13 protein-coding genes, 1 tRNA gene and 1 pseudogene are annotated in these 14,800 nt (G+C 61.4%); 6 read left to right on the forward strand and 9 right to left on the reverse strand.

The genetic code is table 11. The features are described 5' to 3' along the window. Nucleotides 1–470 precede the first annotated feature (470 nt). Entirely contained in the window at nucleotides 471–1,784 is a 1,314-nt protein-coding gene (gene fahA, locus ACNA0I_RS14475; RefSeq protein WP_415806713.1) for a fumarylacetoacetase, read from the reverse strand. Nucleotides 1,785–1,798: 14 nt separating this feature from the next. Then, the gene (gene hmgA / locus ACNA0I_RS14480) at nucleotides 1,799–3,100 is read right to left on the reverse strand and encodes a homogentisate 1,2-dioxygenase (RefSeq protein WP_415806714.1); all 1,302 of its coding nucleotides are present in this window, start codon (nucleotides 3,098–3,100) and stop codon (nucleotides 1,799–1,801) included. A 217-nt stretch (nucleotides 3,101–3,317) separates the two neighbouring features. On the opposite strand from hmgA, the gene ACNA0I_RS14485 reads away from it, so the two are divergent. Further along, the gene (locus ACNA0I_RS14485; protein WP_415806715.1) at nucleotides 3,318–4,226 is read left to right on the forward strand and encodes a LysR family transcriptional regulator; all 909 of its coding nucleotides are present in this window, start codon (nucleotides 3,318–3,320) and stop codon (nucleotides 4,224–4,226) included. A 14-nt stretch (nucleotides 4,227–4,240) separates the two neighbouring features. Here the strand turns inward: ACNA0I_RS14485 and ACNA0I_RS14490 are convergent, their stop codons facing one another. From ACNA0I_RS14490 to ACNA0I_RS14500, 3 genes and pseudogenes are all read right to left on the reverse strand, one after another. Beyond that, nucleotides 4,241–4,636, reverse strand: a complete 396-nt coding sequence (locus ACNA0I_RS14490) for a RidA family protein (RefSeq protein ID WP_415806875.1) — start codon at nucleotides 4,634–4,636, stop codon at nucleotides 4,241–4,243. 71 nt (nucleotides 4,637–4,707) lie between these two features. Beyond that, nucleotides 4,708–5,853: a DSD1 family PLP-dependent enzyme gene (locus ACNA0I_RS14495; RefSeq protein ID WP_415806717.1), complete on the reverse strand. Its 1,146-nt coding sequence runs from the start codon at nucleotides 5,851–5,853 to the stop codon at nucleotides 4,708–4,710. 70 nt (nucleotides 5,854–5,923) lie between these two features. Next, nucleotides 5,924–6,025: pseudogene (locus ACNA0I_RS14500) on the reverse strand (haloacid dehalogenase); the annotation flags it as partial. Nucleotides 6,026–6,121: 96 nt separating this feature from the next. Here ACNA0I_RS14500 and ACNA0I_RS14505 point away from each other — a divergent pair. Beyond that, nucleotides 6,122–7,018: a LysR family transcriptional regulator gene (locus ACNA0I_RS14505; protein ID WP_415806718.1), complete on the forward strand. Its 897-nt coding sequence runs from the start codon at nucleotides 6,122–6,124 to the stop codon at nucleotides 7,016–7,018. A 45-nt stretch (nucleotides 7,019–7,063) separates the two neighbouring features. Here ACNA0I_RS14505 and ACNA0I_RS14510 read toward each other — a convergent pair whose 3' ends face one another. From ACNA0I_RS14510 to mutM, 4 genes are all read right to left on the reverse strand, one after another. Continuing rightward, nucleotides 7,064–7,261 (reverse strand): DUF2783 domain-containing protein, encoded by a 198-nt coding sequence (locus ACNA0I_RS14510; protein WP_415806719.1) that lies wholly within the window; start codon nucleotides 7,259–7,261, stop codon nucleotides 7,064–7,066. Between the two features lie 11 nt (nucleotides 7,262–7,272). Further along, nucleotides 7,273–8,982 carry an FAD-dependent oxidoreductase gene (locus tag ACNA0I_RS14515; protein WP_415806720.1) on the reverse strand — a complete coding sequence of 570 codons (1,710 nt, stop codon included), beginning with the start codon at nucleotides 8,980–8,982 and terminating at the stop codon, nucleotides 7,273–7,275. Between the two features lie 196 nt (nucleotides 8,983–9,178). Continuing rightward, entirely contained in the window at nucleotides 9,179–10,132 is a 954-nt protein-coding gene (locus tag ACNA0I_RS14520) for an MBL fold metallo-hydrolase (RefSeq protein WP_415806721.1), read from the reverse strand. 289 nt (nucleotides 10,133–10,421) lie between these two features. Continuing rightward, nucleotides 10,422–11,249 (reverse strand): bifunctional DNA-formamidopyrimidine glycosylase/DNA-(apurinic or apyrimidinic site) lyase, encoded by an 828-nt coding sequence (gene mutM / locus ACNA0I_RS14525; RefSeq protein ID WP_415806722.1) that lies wholly within the window; start codon nucleotides 11,247–11,249, stop codon nucleotides 10,422–10,424. Between mutM and ACNA0I_RS14530 the strand changes: the two genes are divergently transcribed. From ACNA0I_RS14530 to ACNA0I_RS14545, 4 genes are all read left to right on the forward strand, one after another. Further along, nucleotides 11,248–13,146, forward strand: coding sequence for a tetratricopeptide repeat protein (locus ACNA0I_RS14530; protein WP_415806723.1), 1,899 nt, complete (start codon nucleotides 11,248–11,250; stop codon nucleotides 13,144–13,146). The two genes, mutM and ACNA0I_RS14530, sit on opposite strands and share 2 nt — an antisense overlap. Beyond that, nucleotides 13,143–13,721, forward strand: coding sequence for a lipoprotein insertase outer membrane protein LolB (lolB, locus tag ACNA0I_RS14535; RefSeq protein ID WP_415806724.1), 579 nt, complete (start codon nucleotides 13,143–13,145; stop codon nucleotides 13,719–13,721). Before ACNA0I_RS14530 ends, lolB begins: the two co-directional genes overlap by 4 nt. Then, nucleotides 13,718–14,647, forward strand: a complete 930-nt coding sequence (ispE, locus tag ACNA0I_RS14540) for a 4-(cytidine 5'-diphospho)-2-C-methyl-D-erythritol kinase (RefSeq protein ID WP_415806725.1) — start codon at nucleotides 13,718–13,720, stop codon at nucleotides 14,645–14,647. The genes lolB and ispE overlap by 4 nt, the downstream gene beginning before the upstream one ends. 1 nt (nucleotide 14,648) lies before the next feature. Continuing rightward, nucleotides 14,649–14,725: transfer RNA gene (locus ACNA0I_RS14545), tRNA-Gln, on the forward strand. The last annotated feature ends 75 nt before the right edge of the window (nucleotides 14,726–14,800 follow it).

The following is a 14,800-nucleotide window of genomic DNA, read 5'->3' on the forward strand; positions in this document are numbered from 1 at the left end:
CGCGGGCGCCGGACACCGNGTTCGCTCGNNTCGTCCGGCCCCTNCGGGCCTACCTTCAGCATCCGCTCCGCTTGGCTTTGAGGCGGCCTCCCGGCCCGATTGCCTCGGCTCGACTGGCAGCAATTAGAGCTCTCTGCATCGCTGGCACGTTTTGTTTGCTTGGCATTTTTTTGTGCCGGTGGTGGCAAGGAGAATGATCTTGCGGGGCTGTTTTCGTTGAGCGCCCTGCGCGCCCAACGAAAACGATCATGTACAAGGCGTGCGGAGGTATCGAGATTCGGCGTTTCGCTTGTCCGCGACGGCGATCAGATCATGCTGTGCGGAAATGTTCGCAATCGTTCTGCGTGTCCGGAAGCAATCAGGTCGCGATTTGCCTGTACTGACATGCGCATTCTCGCCGCTGCGCGCCCGCCCGATGAAAGCCATCGGGCGGTGATTGTTGCGCGATCGGTCGTCCGCGATGCAGGCGTTTACAGGGCAGGCAGGACGGTGCCGACGGATTCGCCGAAGGCGATGCGCGGGTAGCCGGGTTTGCGGCACTCGGCGCGGATGATGATCTGGTCGCCGTCTTGCAGGAAGGTGCGCTGCTCGCCCCACGGGAGCGTGATGGGGGTTTTGCCGCCGTTGGTGAGTTCCAGGATGGAGCCGGCTTGGTCGGGTTCAGGGCCGGACAGGGTGCCGGTGCCGAGCAGGTCGCCAGGCTGCAGATTGCAGCCGTTGACGGTGTGGTGCGTGATCAACTGAGCGATGTTCCAGTAGGCGTCGCGGAAATTGCTGGCCGACAGGTGAGCAGGCGCGTGCTGGGCAGTGCGCGAGGCCTGTGTGGTCATGAGCACTTCCATTTGCACGTCGTAGGCACCCTGGGCTCGGTTGGTGTCCGATGCCAGGTACGGTAGAGGTTGCGGCTCGCCGGCTGCGCGGGCGAAGGCGGTGCGAAAGGGCTCCAAGGCCTCGAGGGTGACGATCCACGGCGATATCGTCGAGGCGAAGTTCTTGGATAGGAAGGGGCCCAGCGGCTGGTATTCCCAAGCCTGGATGTCGCGTGCGGACCAGTCGTTCAGGATGCACAGACCGAAGATGTGTTCGTCTGCCTCATCCAGCGGGATACGATGGCCTTGTGCGTTGCCTGTGCCTACGAATACGCCGAGCTCCAGTTCGTAGTCCAGGCGCTGGCAAGGGCCGAATTGAGGCATTTCGCCTTCGGCGGCGGGACGGGTTTGGCCGACGGGGCGCGGGAACTGTTGATTGACGCCCAGGCTGGAGGCGCGGCCGTGATAGCCGATCGGTACCCATTTGTAGTTGGGCAGCAGGGGATTGTCAGGGCGGAACTGTCTGCCGATGTTGGTGGCGTGATGCACCGAGATATAAAAATCGGTGTAGTCGCCGATGCGCGCGGGTGTGGTGTATTCGGCATCACTTTGCGCGAACAGCAAGGGCTCGATCTGCGATTGCAGGGTCGATCCGGTGCGCAGCGCGCGCGATAGCGCGAGGCGCAATGCGCTCCAATGGGCGCTGCCCAACGCCATCAGAGCGTTCAGGCTGTCTGCGGTGCAGGTGTTCAGGGCTGCAGCGGCCGGGCCGTCGAATAGATTCAGTTTAGCTAACGCGGCCAGATCGACAATTTGGTCGCCAATGGCGACGCCAGGGCGGAAGGGTTCCGAGGAGCCGCGTTTGCGGAATACGGCAAAGGGCAGGTTTTGCACCGGAAAGCCGGTGGTGTCGTCGTTCGCGCTGGCGACCCAACTGGTGAGGGCGGCGTCGTGGGTTTCGTTCAAGGTGGTCATGGGCGTCGTATCAATCAGTTAGGGGTGGAAGGCGTGAAGTGTTTTTTCAGGCCCTGCCAGCATTGGTAGTAGTCGCTTTGCAGTTCGGCGCACGCCAGTGCCTGGTCAGTAGGCCGGATGACGCGGCGTGTTTCGAACATGAAGGCCATCGTATCGCGGATGTAATGCGCTTGTTTGGTGTCGGCGACGCTGGCTTTTTCAAAGGTTTCCGCATCGGGGCCGTGGCCGCTCATGCAGTTGTGCAGGCTCGCCCCGCCGGGTGCGAAGCCTTCGGCTTTGGCGTCGTAGACGCCGTGAATCAAGCCCATGAATTCGCTGGCGACGTTGCGGTGAAACCAGGGTGGACGGAATGTGTCGACCATGGCCAGCACGCGCGGCGGGAAAATGGCGAAGTCCATGTTGGCAGTGCCCGGGGTATCAGACGGTGCAGTCAGAACCGTAAAAATCGAAGGGTCCGGATGATCGAAGCTGATCGAGCCCACGGTGTTGAAGCGGCGCAGGTCGTATTTATAGGGGGCATGTGTGCCATGCCAGGCGACGACGTCCAGCGGGGAATGATCGATCTTGGCGCGCCAGAATCCGCCGGTGAATTTGGCGATCAGTTCAAAGTCGCCATCCACGTCCTCGTACCAGGCCACGGGCGTCTGGAAATCACGGGCGTTGGCCAGGCAATTCGATCCCAAGGGCCCGAGCTCCGGCAGACGCAGTGCGGCGCCAAAGTTCTCCAGCATGTAGCCGCGAGCCTGGCCATCGGGCAGCTCTACACGCAGGCGTACGCCTCGCGGGATGACGGCGATCTCCTGGGGTTCGAGTTCGATGACGCCCAATTCTGTGACCAGGCGCAGCCGCCCTTGTTGCGGCACGATCAGGAGTTCGCCATCCGCGTTATAGAAGAAACGCCCTTGCATGGAGCGGTTGGCCGTATACAGGTGAATGCCGACACCGCTTTGCTCGCCCGGAGAACCGTTGCCGCCCCAGGTTTGCACGCCTTCGATAAAGTCGGTAGGACTGTCCGGGATGGCCAGCGGGCTCCAGCGCAACTGATTGGGCGTGACAGGGCCTGTGCCAAAGTCGCTGAGCCAGCGTGAGGCGGCGCCGAACGGCTCAAACGGCAGGTGCTGTGCAGCGGGTCGGATGCGATACAGCCATGAACGGCGGTTTTCGGCACGCGGGGCGGTAAACGCCGTGCCCGACAACTGTTCGGCATAGAGGCCATAAGGGCAACGCTGAGGGGAGTTGCGGCCGACCGGTAATGCGCCGGGCAAGGCTTCGGTGGCCCAGTCATTGCCAAAGCCTGATTGGTATTGCAAGGACATGATGTGAGTCTCCTGGCGCACGTATGAGTTGGCCGTATGTGAATGGCCGGGTGGCGCCGTGATGCAAGCCTTATTGTCGGGAAAAAGTGGAGGCCTGGCTACGGGAATAGAAAAATATCGACTATAAATTTCGTGAATATTGATGCTATCGTTCAATAGCAGCTCGGTTAGGCAAAAAAGTCTCTATGGTCACCGAGGGCGATCGCAAAGGAATACGATGGCGGAATTGCGAAATATCGATCTGAACCTGCTGGTGGTGTTTCAGCATTTGCTGGAGGAGCGCAATATTTCGGCCGTCGCGCGGCGGCTCGATCTGTCTCAGCCGGCCGTCAGCAATGCGTTGCGACGCCTGCGTACGGTGTTGGGCGACGAGTTGTTCGTGCGTACTGCGCACGGCATGCAGCCCACCCCTCAGGCAGAACGATTGGGCGGGCCGGTGGGCGAGGCGCTGGCGCTGTTGTCGCACACGCTGGACGCGACACACGATTTCCGGGCGGCCGACAGTCAGCGGCGTTTTCGTATTGCCATGTCAGACGTGGGTGAAATTCACTTCATGCCCAGGCTGATGGAGCAATGTGCGCATCACGCGCCGGGCGTGCGTATTGATTCGCTGCGACTGTCGGGCGCGGATTTGCGTAGAGAAATGGACGCGGGCCGCGTAGATCTGGCAATAGGCGCATTCGAAGACCTGGGCAGCGGGTTCATGCAGCGCATGTTGTTTCGCCAGGGTTACGCGACGCTCTTTCGGCGCGGTCATCCCACCGCGCACGAGGGGATGAATTTGAAGGCGTTTCGTGCTGAACGGCATCTGGTCGTGTCGCACGCGGCACCGTATGGTCAGGTGAATCAATCGTTGGAAAAAGCTGGGGTGGCGCTGGATGCCCACTTCAGCGTGCCGCATTTCTCGGCCGTGCCCTATATCGTGAGCACGACCGACTTGCTCGCAACAGTGCCTAAAAAGCTGGCCGACACGGTGGCCACACATTTTCAACTAGGGCTCCTGACGCCGCCGCTGCGCGTGCCGGCATTGCAGACCAATCTCTATTGGCATCGGCGCTTTCATCGCGATGGCGGCAATCAATGGCTGCGCGCGATGACGATCAATACTTTCGCCGATGCGTCCTGAGTCTGCGGGCGCATTCAGGCTTTAGCGACAGCTTCCACTTCGACCTTGAAGCCATGATGCAGCGGGCCCGTGGGCACGATGGCGCGTGCTGGCCGTGCCGTTCCTGCCCATTCGGCGTACACCGCATTGAAGGCAGGCCAGTGTTCGACACTGTCGATATATACCCGTACCTGCACCAGGCGGTCGATGCCGCTGCCGGCCGCCTCCAGTGCGGCGGCGACATTGGCCAGGACCTGGTGCGCCTGATGCTCGAACGAGGCGTCCGCCAGTTTTACGCCATCGTGCCGGATCGGTAATTGGCCGGACACATAGACCATGCCGTTGGCGACGCAGGCATGGCTGTAATGGCCGCCGGGCGCAGCCAGCGTGGCGGGCGAGACATACTGAATAGAGGTGTCGGGTAGGGGCATGGTGGAGGTGTCGGGTAGAGGGATGATGCGCGGCTGCCCGCCGGCCGCATCGATGGTCGTGGGCATGGCGTTCACCAACCGTGTGCGCGGTCCCAGACCTGCAGGCCGACATCGGGCGACAAGGCATGGTATTGCGGGAATTGTGCGCCGGTGGCACAGGCGTGGTTCGGCAGGATGCGCAGGCGCGTGCCGATCGGGAATTGCGTCGTGACATCCGCGCCGGTCGAGACGGCAGCCGCTACGATGCCGTGCTCTTGATTGGCGCCGATGACCGTATAGCCGGGCAACGGTTCGCCATCGAGCGTGCATACCTGGCCGTAGCCGAAGTCGTGCTTCTGCTTACGCGTGCCTTGGTCGCGGCTCATCGCCATCCAGCCGGCATCGACAATGACCCAGCCTTTTTCTACCTGATGCCCGATCACCGTGGTCAGCACGCTGAGTGCCAGTTCGTCAGTGCGGCATACGCCGATGTTGTGCATCACGAGGTCGAAAAAGACATAGACGCCGGCGCGCACTTCGGTCACGCCTTGGAGCTGCGTGGCCGACAGCGCGGTCGGCGTCGAGCCCACGCTGACGACTGGGCAGGGCAGGCCGGCGGCGCGCAGGCGTTCAGCGGCTCGCACGCAGCCCGCGCGTTCCTGCTCGGCCATGGCAGCCAGTGCCGACGGAGTATCCAGATCGTAGCTGGAGCCGGCATGGGTCATGACGCCGCCTAGCCGCATCCCGCCCTCGTGCAACGCCGTGCCCACGTCCAGTAGCGCGGCTTCATCAGGTTTGATGCCGGAACGATGACCATCCGTGTCGACTTCGATCCAGACTTCGAAACGTTCACCGTGCGTGCGCCCGAAGGCCGCAATAGCCCGTGCGGAAACGGCATTGTCAGTGATGATCTTCAGATCGCAGCCGCGCTGACGCAGCGACAGCGCGGCTGGCAGGCGGTGTTCGGCCATGCCCACGGCGTACAGAATATCGGTGACGCCGGCCTCGAAAAACTGCTCGGCCTCTTTCAGCGTGGACACGGTCACACCGCGCGCACCCGCCGCCAGTTGTGCTTGGGCGACGGGTAAGCATTTGCTGGTCTTGACGTGAGGTCGCAGCTTCACGCCCAGCGTGTCCATGCGTTGCTGCATACGGCGGATGTTCGCTTGCATGCGCGCGACATCGACGATGGCGGCAGGTGTGTCCAGTGGGGCGAGGGAATGAGTGGAATAGGGCATGATGTTAGTAACGTATCGTGGCGCGAGACGCCTTAGTCTAGAAATTCTTGCTTGGCTTGCAAAGCGGATACTCAGAACCGGCAGCGGCATTCCAGACGGTCCAGGAATCGAGCAGTGCCGGGAGCAGGTCGAACAGCACAGCACGTGGATATGCAACAGGCGCGGCAGACATGAAAAACTCCAAGGTCGATGAGCAATGCGATGACTATAGGCGAGGCTGACCCCGTTGTGATTTAATGATTCTTCATCAATCGTTAAGCTGTGCTGAATGATCAGGATCGAGGATCTGGAGCTCATCGTCGCGTTGGCCCAGGCGCCATCGCTGAGTGGCGCTGCCCGCGCACTGAATGTGACGCCGCCCGCGCTGTCGATGCGGCTGCGCAAACTGGAGACGACGCTGGGCTTGGCGTTGGCAGTGCGCACCGCGCGCCGTCTGAGCCTGACTCCCGCGGGCGAGCGCTTTGCTGCGGAGGCCTCGGTCCTGCTGGCTCAATTGCAGGCCCTGCCCGAGGCGCTGCAGCGCGACGACAACAGCCTGACCGGCACGCTGCGCGTGGCCGCGCCATTCGGCTACGGACGGCGTCACATCGCGCCGGTGTTGGCGCGCCTGGCGCAACGTTATCCGGGCTTGCGGGTACAACTGGATTTGCGTGAAACGCCCTGGCCGGACTATCACGACGCCGACGCCGTCGTGCATATCGGCGCGGTGCGTGATTCGTCGTGGGTGGCGCGGCGGCTGGCTGCCAACGAGCGCTGGCTGTGCGCCAGCCCGCAATACCTGCAAGCGTTCGGTATGCCGCGCGAGCCACGCGATTTGCTGCATCATCGCTGCATCTGCATCCGTGAGAATGACGAGGATGTCACCCTGTGGCGTTTTCGTCGGCCTGGCCGGCGCACCGCGGGGCAAAAGGCTTTTGAGACGGTGCGGGTAACAGCCGCCTACGTTTCTAACGACGGTAATGTGGCGCGAGCCTGGGCCGAGCAGGGGTTGGGTATGGTGGTGCGCTCGCAATGGGATGCCGAGGCCGCCGTGGCGCGTGGCACGCTGGTGCGCGTATTACCAACGTGGCAATTGGAAGCCGCGCCGGTCATGTTGCTGGTGCCGGGTCGCAAAGGCCGCAGTGCGCGGGTCAAAGCGTTGCTGGCATGTTTCGACGAGGCCTAGAGCCAGACTGGCCGGACCCCGTGTCGCAGGATCCAGCCGCGGGGATCAAGGTTGCACCGACTGACGCGCTCGCTGCAGCGCCTCGCGGATAATCCCCATATCGCCAATATGATTGGCCAACAGCAGAATCAGCGCGGCATTCATTTCGGCACTTTGTTCGTCCGTCAGGCCGCAATGCGTATCGATCAAGGTCTCGTAGAACGCGTCCGGGGCAGGTAAATTGGGTTCAACGATGAGGGGCATGATGGATTCCTTCAAGCTCGGCCCAGGGCGCGTTGCAATGCTGAGTTCATGACTGTCTCGTTGAGTTCACGGCGGCGAGCGGCAATATGCTGATCGGGCCGAAATAAATAGCAGGTGCCAGGGCGAGCGTCGTAGCGTTGCCTCAGGCAGGCATGTTCATCCTGTACCACCGTGAAATTGTCGGGCACGGTTAACGGCGCGCTGCCATCACCGATCAATACGATGCGTACCGGCACGGTGCCGTGCGAGAGACGTTGCAGTGCCTCCAGCGTCGTGCTGTCTGGAGTGACGGCGCCGCAAAACAACGCCAGCACAAAGCGGCCATCCAGATACGATAGCCACCAGGACTCATTGCCTTGCGCATCACGAACGGGTGCATCGAGCGCCACAGCGCCCGGCACCATGCGGCCTGTAAATGCGCCGGTATTTGTCTGAGGGGCTTTGGGGCCCTCCGCGTCATGCGTGTTCAACGGCGAGTCTACGTAAGTGCTGGGCAACGACAGCCGTCCGCTATTGACCAGGCCGCGCGCGAAAGCATGTTCGCGAGCCAGGTTCAAGACCGCATTGCGGAAATGCCTGCTGGCCGCGCTCTTGGGCGTGATGAAATCGGTCGATCGCGTGGAGTTCAACAGGTTTTCGTCGGCGGCGTATTCGCGTTCTGTGGCATAGGTATCGAGCAAGGTTTCGGGTGCGACGCCGGCCAGGACTGCTTGCAATTTCCACGCCAGGTTTTCAGCGTCCTGCACACCACTGTTCGCGCCGCGTGCGCCAAAGGGCGAGACTCGATGCGCCGCATCGCCCGCAAACACAATGCGCCCGTGACGAAACGCGTCCATGCGTTCGCAGGCAAAGGTATAAACACTCGCCCATTCCAATTCAAATTGCGCCTCGGCGCCCAGCAAAGCGCGGATGCGCGGCAGGACATTGGCAGGTTTGATCGCCTCTACGGGGTCGGCATTCCACCCCAACTGGAAATCGATCCGCCATACATTATCGGGTTGCATATGCAACAGCACCGATTGATTCGGATGAAACGGCGGATCGAACCAGAACCACCGCTCGGCCGGGAAATCAGCGTGCATTTTCACGTCGGCGATCAGGAACCGGTCTTTAAAAACGCGGCCATGGCTTTCCTGGCCCAGCAGTTTGCGGATGGGCGAGCGTGCGCCATCACACGCAATCACCCATTCACTATGCAGGTCATACGAGCCGTCAGGTGTCTCGATACTCAAATCGACGCTGCTCGCCTGCTGCGTGACGCCCACCACTTTGTTTTTCCAGCGCAGGTCGATCAATGGGTGTGCCGCAGCGGCTTCGTACAAAAAGCCTTCGACATAGTATTGCTGCAAATTGATAAAGGCCGGACGTCGATGGCCGTGCTCGGGCAGCAGATCAAAACGCCATACCTCCTGGTCGCGGAAAAATATTTTGCCGACGTTCCACGACACGCCTTTGCTGGTCATCCGTTCGCCTATGCCCAGGCGGTCCCAGATTTCCAAGGTACGTTTGGCAAAACAGATGGCGCGCGATCCGGTGGACAATTTGCAATCATCGTCGAGCACAACGACCGATACGCCGCGCTGTGCCAGGTCCAGCGCGGTCGTCAGGCCGACAGGTCCGGCACCCACCACGATCACGCGATGCGAGGCAGGCGCGGGGGCTGTCTGATCTGAGTGTTTTAGATAGGCGAATTCCAACGCCTGATAATCGATATCGGTCACGCATGGTCTCCTGATGACGAGCGTTGTCGCTCATCACGGCCCGTCGCCATCCCCTCTGGTGGGAGATGTGCGCGAGCCTTGCGATGCAGATGTTGTTGGCACAGCCGTTCAGCTGGGTGGAGCCGGTCGATCCCTTTGGCCGAAAAAAAACCTCGGCGAAATCAAGCTATCTAGAGATGGTCCCCATGCAGGAATGTCAGCCTTCCAACTGTTTCCACATCTCGATATCACGCTTGTCCGTCCAGATGCGCGGATCGTCGTAGCCGGTGGCCTCATCGTAGGCGCGCGATACATCGAACGGCATGCAGTGATCAAAGATGACCCAGTCGCTATAGCGCGGCTGCATAAAGTCATAGACTTCGCGGTAGATCGTCTTCAGGTCCTTGCCGTCGGCGACGCCTCGATTCACGGCGCTGTAAAGATCGGTCAAGAATGCGCGGGTACCGGCCAGACCCTGGCGAACTTCCGTCGCGTTTTTCAATGCCGGTCCGCGGCCGGGAACCATTTTTTCAGCGTTGAATCCGGTCAGCGTATCCAAGGTACCAGGCCAGTCGCGGAAATAGGCATCGCCGCAATAGGGCGTGGATTGGTATTCGACCAGATCGCCTGCAAACAGAATTTTTTGCTCGGGCAGCCAAGCGATGGTGTCACCTTTGGTGTGGCCGCGTCCGACTTGCAATAGTTGGACCTCCAGGTTGCCCAGATTCACCGTCATGGCGCCCTGAAAGGTCATCGTGGGCCACACGAGGCCGGGAGGAATCGACTCGGCATTACGGAACAGGCGAGGGAACCGCCCGATTTCGCTGGCCTTGTCCTGCTCGCCTCGCTCGGCGATCAGGTCGTACGTGTCGCGGCTGGCCAGAATTTCCTGTGCGTCATAGGCCGAGGCGCCGAACACCCGCACCGCGTGGTAATGCGACAGCAGGATGTATTTGATCGGCTTGTCGGTGACCTCGCGGATGCGGCGGATGACGTCCTGCGCCATCACGGGGGTTGCCTGGGTATCGATCACCATGACGGCCTCGTCGCCGATGATGACGCCGGTGTTCGGGTCGCCCTCGGCCGTGTAGGCATAGGCGTTATCGGACAGCTTGTCGAACGACACGACCTTGTCGGCCATGTCAGCGTGCGACGCGAATTGTTTGCTCACGATGTCTCCTTGTTTTATTCCGGCCAACGGCCGCGACCATGGAGGCAATATTAAATTGCAGTTCGTTTTTGTGCAATACGTTCGCTATAAACGAATTATCGAGGCATGTTCGTGGTGGAGGAAGCGATCAGGCTCTCATCGGAATGGTCGTTCGCCGTGCCGGGCGCCGCAGCGAGGCGTTATAGAGGCCACGCGGCCGCTCCCTGCTTGATCGCGCACGGCCTGCTTCTGCGCTCAGACAGGCGCGGGCTATCCGGGACAGGAAGGAATGCAGGGCGCGGAAGGCGGCTTATCGCCGTTGGCAGCGAGGGCAGTAATAAGTGGCGCGTTGGCCTTGGACCAATCGCCGGATAATCGTGCTGCAAACCCGGCAGGGCCGGCCGTCACGTTCGTAGACGGCGGCATGGATATCGAAATAGCTGCCCGGTTGCCCGGTCGCGCCCACATAGTCGCGCAGAGTGCTGCCGCCCGACGCCAGTGCATCGGCCAGCGTGGCCCGGATGCTGTCGGCCAGCTTCGTGCAGCGCGCCAGGGAAACTCGGCTGGCCGGCGTGCGGGGATCGATACCCGCGCGAAACAGGCTTTCCGAAGCGTAAATGTTACCCACGCCGACAACGGCGCTGCCCGCCAGCAAAGCCTGCTTGATGGCCATGCTTCGGCCACGAAACTGCTGATGCAGCCAGGCCCCGTCAAAGCGAGGGTCAAAGGGTTCGATTCCGAGCTTCGCCAGCAAGGGGTGAGCAATGATCGGTCCATCGCTATCCGGGTGCCACAGCACCGCGCCAAAACGGCGTGGATCGTGCAGCCGTAGCGTGGCGTGCTCAAAGATCCAATCGACGTGATCGTGTTTACGCGGAGCCTCGCCTGATGGCACGCTGCGCAGCGACCCGGACATGCCCAGGTGCACGATCTGCGTGCCATGTTCGAAACGTAGTAACAGATATTTGCCGCGGCGCGCACATTCCAGGACAGTACGATCAGACAGCAGCGAGGGCATGTCGGCCGGGATAGGCCAGCGCATGCGGGGCTCGCGCACGACCAGACGGCGCAGTGTCTTACCGGTAATGACGGCGTCGATTCCGCGACGCGTTGTTTCGACTTCGGGGAGTTCCGGCATGAGCCAGTGTAAGATGATCAAACGTTGTACAGATGATTGTGCCATTAACCGGGCGGGTCGTGTGAAGTCGTCATTCAAATCAGTTCATTACCTAACTTTCGTGCTGGCGTGTGCGCTGGCGGGCTTACAGCCACTACCGGCGCTGGCGGCCGGTGCCGTTCCGGGCGATGCCACAGGGCCGCGAATGGGAACCCAGCCGCGCGCGCCCGAGACCCAGGTCATACGTTTACGGCCGGGCCAGTTGCCTTATGTGTCACTGACAGGCGACATCTTCTTTCGCATCATGGCGTCCGAAATCGCGGCGCAACGCGGCATGTACGACACGGCGGCAACGACCTTGTTGGGGTTGTCCCAGGAAACCGGCGACCCTCGTCTGGCGCGTCGTGCTCTCGAATTCCAGCTCGCAGGGGGGAACCTGCCGGGCGCTTTAGCGGCTGCACGCACCTGGTCGCGCCAGGCGCCTCGCGATCTGGAGGCCAGTTCCACCGAGCTGGCTTTGGCCGCTGCCAATGGCGAAACGACGGGGTTGTCTGCGGCACTGCGTAATCGCATCGACGCCTCTCCCAACAAGCCCGCCGCGATTGCCCAGGCGCTCGGGGTGCTCAGCCGCCTCAATGACCGCCGCCTCGCGTTGCGGATTTTGAACGAGTCGTTCAGCCCCGAGGTGAGCAAGCTGCCCGAGGCACATCTGGCACTGGCCGATGTGGCGCAGGCCGCCGGCGAAGACGCTCGTGCCGTGGCCGAGTCGCGCGCCGCATTGCAGGCCGATCCGAACTCGGAAGCTGCCGCGCAACGCGTACTGGAATATGGCGCGCGGGTCGATCCGGTCCGTGCGGAAAGCGAGGCGCGCGCCTTTTTGGCCAAACATCCTGATGCCCGTAAATTGCATTTGTCTCTGGCGGGCCTGATGGCCGATCGGGGAAATTACGATGGGGCGCTGACCGAGCTGCAACTGATGGCGCGCCGGGCACCGGAGGACTTTGACCTGCTGTACCTGCAGGCGCAGTTGGCGTACAAGGCCGGCCGGAAAGACCAGGCGCGCGTGCTGCTCCAGGAGTATCTGGACGTCCAGAATCAACGCCAGGAGGCCATCGCCGAAGGGGCAACCGACGCGGGCGCCGCCGAGGCCGATGCGCGCGTTCTGTTGTCGCGCATCGCCGAAGATCAGGGGCAGTACGATGAGGCTATCTCGCAGTTGGGCCAGATCGATGACCCGGCGCTGCGTTATTCCGCGCAAATGCGTCAGGCGGGATTGCGCGCCAAACAGGGGCGTGTGAATGAGGCGCTGACGATGGTCGATGCCGCGCAGCCCAATGACGAAGACGACCAGGTTCAGGGTGTGCTGACCAAGGCGCAGATATTGCGCGACGCGGATCGCGTCGACGAGGCGGTCAAGGTCCTGGAGGCGGCCAATCAGGCTCAGCCCGACACGATAGAGATCAAATACGAACTGGCGATGCTGTACGAACGCCAGGGGCGCTACAAAGAACTGGAAACACAACTGCGACAGGTCATTGCGCTTGATCCCGATCATGCGCATGCCTACAACGCCCTTGGTTATACCCTGGCCGATCGCAACGAGCGTCTGCCGGAGGCGTTGGACCTGATTACCCAGGCGCTCGAGTTGCTGCCCGACAATCCATTTGTGCTCGACAGTATGGGCTGGGTCAAATTCCGTATGGGCGACAGCCAGGCGGCGGCAGATTACTTGTCGCGCGCCTATGCACAACAGCCTGAGCCGGATATTGCCGCCCATTGGGCCGAGGTCCTGTGGACCCAGGGGCAACGCGCGAAAGCCCAGGAATTGCTGCAGTCCGGATTCAAAAAAGATCCGAAAAACCGTACGTTGTTGGACACCGCCAAACGGCTCGGTGTGCAGCTTGAGGGCGCGAAATGATCTGGAGCTTCACAAGATTACGCGCCTGGCTGGTTGTGGGGGCTTGTGCTTTGGTGACGGCGTGCACCAGCGTGCCCGAGACGCCCTTGAGTACGGACAACGGCGCGTTTTCGCGTAACGGCCGTTTCGCGATCACCGTCACCGAGTCTGATGGGCAACAGAAAGCCGTGCAGGGAGGATTCAACTGGCATGACGATGGCAGCCGCTATCGCCTGGATCTGACCACCCCGTTAGGGTCTATCGAGGCGCGCGTCGAAGGGCGTCCAGGACACGCCACGCTGACCAAGGCTGACGGCGCCGTTTATGAGGCCCGCAACCCCGACGAATTGGCCGAGGAGGCACTCGGGGGGCCGATTCCCGTATCGAATCTGCGCGATTGGATGCGCGGCCGCGTTGCCGATACGTCGGCAACGGACCTGCAGCGTGACGAGTTGGGTCATCCCGTCTCGTTCCAGCAAGACGGCTGGCAAGCCCGACTATCGCGCTACGACACTCAGGGCCCTGGCTTGCTGGTGTTGCAGCGTGCCGAGCCGGGCCGCCGTATCGTGGTAAGGCTGGCGGTTGACCAGCCATGATGTATGACGTTCCGGCGCCGGCCAAGCTGAATTTATTTCTGCATGTGGTCGGCCGCCGTGCCGATGGCTACCATCTGCTGCAGACGGCGTTTCGGTTCATTGACCTATGCGACACGCTGCATTTTGAGGCACGCAGCGATGGCCGCATCGAGCGCGTTTCAGAGCTGCCCGGTGTACCTTCCGAGCAAGACCTGACGGTGCGTGCGGCGCGCGCGCTGCAACAGGCGGCCGGCGTTCGGCAGGGCGTCAATATCGCTCTCGAAAAACAGATCCCCCAAGGCGGTGGCCTGGGCGGGGGCTCCAGCGATGCGGCCTCGACGCTGATTGCACTGAATCGTCTATGGGGGACGGGCCTGTCACGCCGTGAGCTGATGGCCTTGGCTTTGCCTTTAGGCGCTGATGTTCCGGTGTTTGTGTTCGGGCAATCTGCTTTTGCCGAGGGCGTCGGCGAAATCCTGTCTCCGCTGGATCTGCCTGCCGCAACCTATCTGGTGGCCCAGCCCGACACGAGCGTGCCCACCGCAAATATTTTTTCCGATCCGGATTTGACAAGGGATTCTTCTTCCGTCACAATAGCGGACTTTCTTGCTTCACAAAGTTTTGGCGCAGATGCTTCAGGGCAGGCGGCACCGGAATTTTTCGGCAGAAACGACTTGGAACCGGTGGTTTACCGGCGCTATCCAGAGGTTTCTCAGGCAGCGCAGTGGCTATCGGGACGTGGTATCCACGTCCGCATGTCGGGGTCTGGCGCGTGTTTATTCGCCCAGTTTTCGACAGCCAGACAGGCCGTTTTGGCGGAGCACGAAATTACCGCTACAATGCGCGTCGCTGGTAAATTAACTGGCAACACGCAAGTCGGGTTCAGATTGATACGGGTATGTCCCGGATTAGCTGAGCACCCGTTGCGGGACTGGATCGCAAGATAGTTGGGGAGTCGCCAAGCTGGTTAAGGCACCGGATTTTGATTCCGGCATGCGAAGGTTCGAATCCTTCCTCCCCAGCCAAAAATTTCAATAAAAAAGCTGTTGAACGCGCCTGTCAGACACTGGCCTCGGTTCAGCAGCTTTTTTATTTGCCGG

It is taken from the genome of Bordetella muralis, from assembly GCF_965139205.1.
In the GTDB taxonomy this organism is placed as follows: Bacteria; Pseudomonadota; Gammaproteobacteria; order Burkholderiales; family Burkholderiaceae_B; genus Bordetella_A; species Bordetella_A muralis.

Excerpts from the sequence above, each read along its gene's own strand:
- fahA (WP_415806713.1), bottom strand. The coding sequence starts at position 1,784 with ATGACCACCTTGAACGAAACCCACGACGCCGCCCTCACCAGTTGGGTC.
- hmgA (WP_415806714.1), bottom strand. The coding sequence starts at position 3,100 with ATGTCCTTGCAATACCAATCAGGCTTTGGCAATGACTGGGCCACCGAA.
- ACNA0I_RS14485 (WP_415806715.1), top strand. The coding sequence starts at position 3,318 with ATGGCGGAATTGCGAAATATCGATCTGAACCTGCTGGTGGTGTTTCAG.
- ACNA0I_RS14490 (WP_415806875.1), bottom strand. The coding sequence starts at position 4,636 with ATGCCCCTACCCGACACCTCTATTCAGTATGTCTCGCCCGCCACGCTG.
- ACNA0I_RS14495 (WP_415806717.1), bottom strand. The coding sequence starts at position 5,853 with ATGCCCTATTCCACTCATTCCCTCGCCCCACTGGACACACCTGCCGCC.
- ACNA0I_RS14505 (WP_415806718.1), top strand. The coding sequence starts at position 6,122 with ATGATCAGGATCGAGGATCTGGAGCTCATCGTCGCGTTGGCCCAGGCG.
- ACNA0I_RS14510 (WP_415806719.1), bottom strand. The coding sequence starts at position 7,261 with ATGCCCCTCATCGTTGAACCCAATTTACCTGCCCCGGACGCGTTCTAC.
- ACNA0I_RS14530 (WP_415806723.1), top strand. The coding sequence starts at position 11,248 with ATGAGCCAGTGTAAGATGATCAAACGTTGTACAGATGATTGTGCCATT.
- mutM (WP_415806722.1), bottom strand. The coding sequence starts at position 11,249 with ATGCCGGAACTCCCCGAAGTCGAAACAACGCGTCGCGGAATCGACGCC.
- lolB (WP_415806724.1), top strand. The coding sequence starts at position 13,143 with ATGATCTGGAGCTTCACAAGATTACGCGCCTGGCTGGTTGTGGGGGCT.
- ispE (WP_415806725.1), top strand. The coding sequence starts at position 13,718 with ATGATGTATGACGTTCCGGCGCCGGCCAAGCTGAATTTATTTCTGCAT.